Annotated in this window: 4 protein-coding genes; 2 read left to right on the forward strand and 2 right to left on the reverse strand. The window is 62.6% G+C overall.

The window, feature by feature from the left end; translation table 11 throughout:
* On the forward strand, nt 1–999 hold a 999-nt coding region (locus tag ACESMD_RS06580), incomplete at its 5' end, for an efflux RND transporter periplasmic adaptor subunit (protein ID WP_372611474.1).
* Nucleotides 999–4,112 (forward strand): efflux RND transporter permease subunit, encoded by a 3,114-nt coding sequence (locus tag ACESMD_RS06585; protein ID WP_372611476.1) that lies wholly within the window; start codon nt 999–1,001, stop codon nt 4,110–4,112. The genes ACESMD_RS06580 and ACESMD_RS06585, both read left to right, overlap by 1 nt.
* A 70-nt stretch (nt 4,113–4,182) precedes the next feature.
* On the opposite strand, the gene ACESMD_RS06590 is transcribed toward ACESMD_RS06585, so the two are convergent.
* Nucleotides 4,183–4,608 (reverse strand): DUF3617 domain-containing protein, encoded by a 426-nt coding sequence (locus tag ACESMD_RS06590; protein WP_372611478.1) that lies wholly within the window; start codon nt 4,606–4,608, stop codon nt 4,183–4,185.
* A gap of 144 nt (nt 4,609–4,752) precedes the next feature.
* A partial coding sequence (locus ACESMD_RS06595; protein WP_372611480.1) for a hypothetical protein occupies nt 4,753–5,101 on the reverse strand: 349 nt, incomplete at its 5' end.

Below are 5,101 nucleotides of genomic sequence, written 5' to 3' on the forward strand. Positions count from 1 at the left end.
ATCGGTGCCAGGGCCTCCCTGACGCCCTGGTCCGATCCGCTGGAGGCGCTGGGCACCCTGAGCGCCGATGAGAGCGTGACCCTCTCCTCCACCGTTACCGCGCTGGTCGCCGAGGTGAGCTTCAGTGACGGTGAGGAGGTGGAGGCGGGCCAACTCCTGATCCAGCTCAATGACAGGGAGGAACAGGCTGACCTGCGCTCCGCCCAGGCATTGCGCGACGAGCGGCGCAATACCGTGGCCCGTTTGAACCAACTGGAAAGCCGCAACATGGCACCCCGCGCCGATGTCGAGGATGCCCGCTCCCGATTGCGCCAGGTCGAGGCGGAGATCCAGGCCCTGGAGGCACGGCTCGCCAACTACCGGATTCTCGCCCCCTTCAGTGGGCGAGTCGGCTTTCGCGACATCAGCGTCGGCACCTTGGTCACTCCTGGGACGGACCTGGTGACCCTGGACAAGCTCGATACCATGACCCTCGACTTCGGTGTACCCGAGGTCTCGCTGGGGATGCTGGAACCTGGCCTGTCATTGACCGCCACAAGCGCCGCCTTCCCGAGCGAATCCTTCGATGGCGAGATCGCGAGCCTGGGTACCCGCGTCGATCCCGTCAACCGCAACCTGACGGTGCGTGCCGAGCTCGCCAATCCCGAACTACGCCTGCGCCCCGGCATGCTCATGCAGGTGGTGGTTCAGCGTCGACCGCGACAAGCCTTGGTGATTCCCGAGGCCGCACTGATACCCGAGGGTCAGAGGCAAAACGTACTGGTGCTTCACGAGGGCGAGAAAAACCGCGTGGAAGAGCGCGAGATTCGCATCGGTGCCCGGCGCGAGGGCGAGGTAGAAGTCCTGGAAGGCATTGCCGACGGTGACCTGGTGGTCGCCCATGGCACGGAACGGGTGCGCGACGGAGACGAAGCACGCCTGATCGGCATCCTCGACGAGGACACCAGCGTATCCGACATCCTTCGCCAGGCACGCAATGGAGCGGAGATGGATAGCTGATGCGCCTTTCCGACATCTCCGTCCAGAGGCCGGTGCTGGCAACCGTCCTCGCCGCCCTGATCGTGGCCTTCGGCTTGCTGGCACTCCAGCGGCTGCCACTGCAGGAATATCCGTCGATCGATCCACCCGTGGTGGGCATCGATACCCGCTATCCGGGTGCCTCGGCCAGCGTGGTGGAGACCCGCATCACTCAGGTCCTGGAAGACCGGATCTCCGGTGTAGCCGGCATCGAGGTGATCTCCTCCTCCAGCCAGGACGGGCGTTCCAGTATCAATGTGGAATTCGGCCTGAACATGGATATCGATGCGGCCGCCAATGATATCCGCGACCGGATTTCCGGCTCTCTCGACAACCTCCCGGAGGAGGCGGCCCCCCCCGAGGTGCAGAAAGCGGATTCCAGTGATGATGTCGTGCTGTGGCTGTCGCTCTCCGGCGAGCGCTTCACCATGGCCGAGCTCACCGACTACGCCAACCGCTACCTGGTCGACCGTTTCTCGGTGCAGCCGGGTGTATCGCGGGTCATCGTCGGGGGCGGACGCGACTACGCCATGCGTATCTGGCTCGACGCCAACGCCCTGGCGGCCCGTAACCTGACGGCAGGCGACGTGGAAACCGCCCTGCGGCAGGAAAACGTCGAACTGCCCGGCGGAGCCATCGAGTCCCAGTCACGCCAGTTCATCGTCCGGCTGGCGCGCAATTTCGCGACGCCCGATGACTTTCGCCATCTGGTTCTCGATGAGGGAAGTGATGGATACCTGGTGCGTCTCGGCGATGTCGCGCGTGTCGAAATCGGTGCCGTCGAGGAGCGCACCATCTTCCGGGGCAATGGCGTTCCTATGGTGGGCCTGGGGATGCGCAAGCAATCCACCGCCAACGTGCTGGAGATCTCACGCGAAGTTCAGGCGGAAATGCAACGTCTGCAGGGCACCCTTCCCGAAGGCATGTCCTTGCGTCTCAATTTCGACTCCTCGGTGTTCGTCTCGGGCGCGATATCCCAGGTGGTACAAACCCTGTTCATCGCCATGGGCCTGGTGGTCGTCGCGATCTTCCTATTCCTGGGCAATATCCGCACCACCCTGATTCCCGCCGTCACGGTACCCATCGCCCTGATCGGCTCCTTCGCCGCCCTGGCGGTGATGGGCTTCACGATCAATCTGCTGACACTTCTGGCTCTGGTGCTCGTCATCGGCCTGATCGTCGACGACGCCATCGTCGTCCTCGAGAACATCCACCGACGCATGCAGGAGCATGGCGAGACGCCACTGGTCGCCGCCTTCCGGGGTACCCGCCAGATCGCCTTTGCGGTCATCGCCACCACCCTGGTACTCATCGCGGTGTTCATACCACTGAGCCTGCTGCAAGGTGACATCGGCCGACTCTTCTCGGAGTTCGCCTTGACGCTGGCCGCCGCGGTGGCCATCTCGAGCCTGCTGGCACTGACCCTGACGCCGATGATGGCCTCCAAGATCCTCAAGCGCGACATGCACGAAGGACGCATCTCCGCCGCGGTAACATGGCTGCTCGAATTGTCGCGTCGTGTCTATCGGGCGATGCTCGAACGCGTCCTCAAGCTGCGACTGGTCGTGCTGCTTCTGTTCATGGGGCTGATCGGCGGCATGATCTGGCTCAATGGCCAACTCCCCAATGAGTACACGCCCCAGGAGGATCGCGGCAACTTCTTCGTGCTGGTCAATGGCCCGCCCGGCGCGACCTACGACTATATGCTCGACTACATGAACGAGATCGAGACACGCCTGATGCCGATGACCGAGAGCGGCGAGATCGAGCGAATCGTGGTTCGAGCGCCGCGCGGCTGGGGCAATATCGAAAATTTCAACAGCGGTTTCGTGATCGTCAACCTGGCCGACTGGAACTCGCGACGTTCCGCCTGGGCCATCATGGACGATATCCGTGGCCGGCTTGCCGATCTGCCCGGCGTCAGGGCCTTCCCGGTCATGCGCCAGGGCTTCGGCCAGCGCGTCGAAAAACCGATACAGTTCGTGCTCGGTGGCGGAACCTATGCGCAACTCGCCGAATGGCGAGACACCCTGATATCACATCTCCGCGAGGACAATCCCCGCCTGACGAGCCTGGAAAGTGACTATGAGGAAAACCAGCCACAGCTCCGTGTGGACATCGACTACACCCGTGCTTCCGCCCTGGGGGTGACCGTCACCGAGATCGGTCGCACGCTCGAAACCCTGCTGGGTGGGCGCACCGTGACCCGCTACGTGGATGATGGTCAGGAGTACGATGTGATCCTCGAGGGCGAGCCCGGGGCCAGACCTAGCCCGCGGTCCCTCGAAAATCTCCTGGTCCGCTCGGCACGCTCCGATGAGCTGATCCCGCTGTCGAACCTGGTGACCCTGACGGACTTCGCCGGGCCCAGCACACTCAACCGCTTCAACCGGATTCGCGCGATCACCATCCAGGCGGACCTGGCCGATGGCTACCCACTCGGCGAGGCCCTCGACTACCTCAATGCGGCAGTCGCCGAGGTGCTGCCCGCGGAGGCCCAGACCGATGTCAAGGGGGCCTCACGAGACTACCTCGAGGCCAGCGGTGCAACTGCCTTCCTGCTGGGACTCGGAGTTCTGGTGGTCTTCCTGGTGCTCGCGGGCCAGTTCGAGAGCTTTGTCCACCCCTTCGTGATCATGCTCACCGTCCCCCTGGCCATCTTCGGCGCCCTCCTCGGGCTCTATGTCACCGGACAATCGCTCAATATCTACAGTCAGGTGGGGCTGGTCATGCTGGTAGGACTCGCCGCCAAGAACGGTATCCTGATCGTCGAGTTCGCGAATCAACTGCGTGATCAGGGTGTCGCCTTCCACGATGCCCTGGTCGATGCCGCCGTCATTCGACTCCGCCCGATCCTGATGACGGCCGTCACCACCATGGCCGGTGCCGTGCCGCTGATCGTTTCCAGTGGCGCGGGTGCCGAAACCCGACTGGTCATCGGCACCGTAATCCTCTGTGGTCTCGCCACGGCCACCCTCTTCACCCTCTTCGTGGTTCCCGTGGCCTATGACCTCCTGGCGCGCCACACGGGTTCGCCCGGCGATGTCGGTCGACGCCTGGAAACCGAGATGAACGAGAACCCCGTGCCCGAGTGATCTAGGAGGCAGCACCGAACGAAGAAGGCCACCCCAGGGATGGCCTTCTTCGTCATTACACCAGGCGCGATCAGCAATCGCCGATCCGCTCACCCTCTACCACGGTGTTCATCTGCATCGTTCCCATCGGGGTGTCGACCTCGATATCGATATTGCCGGCGAGACGCTCACCCAGGAAGTCCATGCGTCCATCGATGTTGGCCTCTCCGCCTTCCTGGCGACACACCATGCGGTAGTCGACGCCGTCGGCGGCGACATTGTGCTCGAGCAACTCGCAGCCCTCCTCTTCCTCGATGAACTGGAACTCGTCATCCTCCAGATCCCCCTGGGCGATGCACTCCTGATGAGACTCGGTCTGGTCGGGAATCGGCATATCGCCGGAGACCGAGGTCGTGCTGTTGAACTGCCATTGTCCCGGCACAATATTGGGCGTATTGGCCATGGCGGCAAGCGGCAGCGCCAAGGCGAAAGTGGCCAGCAGGTAACGATATCTCATGAGCATCCTCCAGTCGGTCAGTGATGTGCCTCTCCATCAGCACAACCAACAGCTTACCCCAGGGCAATCCCCGAGCAACAATGGACGCACACAAACCCCCGATGCCGCCTGGGCATCGGGGGTTCGAAAACCTTTGACACATCATCAAAGGTTATGTGGTTCACCGGCAAAACGGCGCTGCACTTCCACCACGTAGGCAGACAACGACATCAAGTCGTCGCTTCCCCATTCCAACGGCTCAGCGGCCATGGGCGTCACCATGCAGATCTGCACCATTTCGTCGGCATGGACCTCCGACATGCCGAACATGTTGCTGCCCATCGCCACCTGGTGGGGATAGGGTTGTTCGAAGCTTGCGTTGTATCCCTGATCGTTGCCATCGATACCATGGCAGCTGGCACAGGACAGGCCATTGGAACTCAGTGAGGTGTCATTGTAGAGGGCCTCACCACGGGCCAGCATTTCCTGCGAGTTATCACCGGTCTCGCTATAA

It is taken from the genome of Halomonas sp. (assembly GCF_041689495.1).
Taxonomy (GTDB): Bacteria; Pseudomonadota; Gammaproteobacteria; order Pseudomonadales; family Halomonadaceae; genus Halomonas.

Bases quoted from the DNA above. Each gene is read 5' to 3' on its own strand.
- ACESMD_RS06585 (WP_372611476.1), top strand. From the start codon at position 999: ATGCGCCTTTCCGACATCTCCGTCCAGAGGCCGGTGCTGGCAACCGTC.
- ACESMD_RS06590 (WP_372611478.1), bottom strand. From the start codon at position 4,608: ATGAGATATCGTTACCTGCTGGCCACTTTCGCCTTGGCGCTGCCGCTT.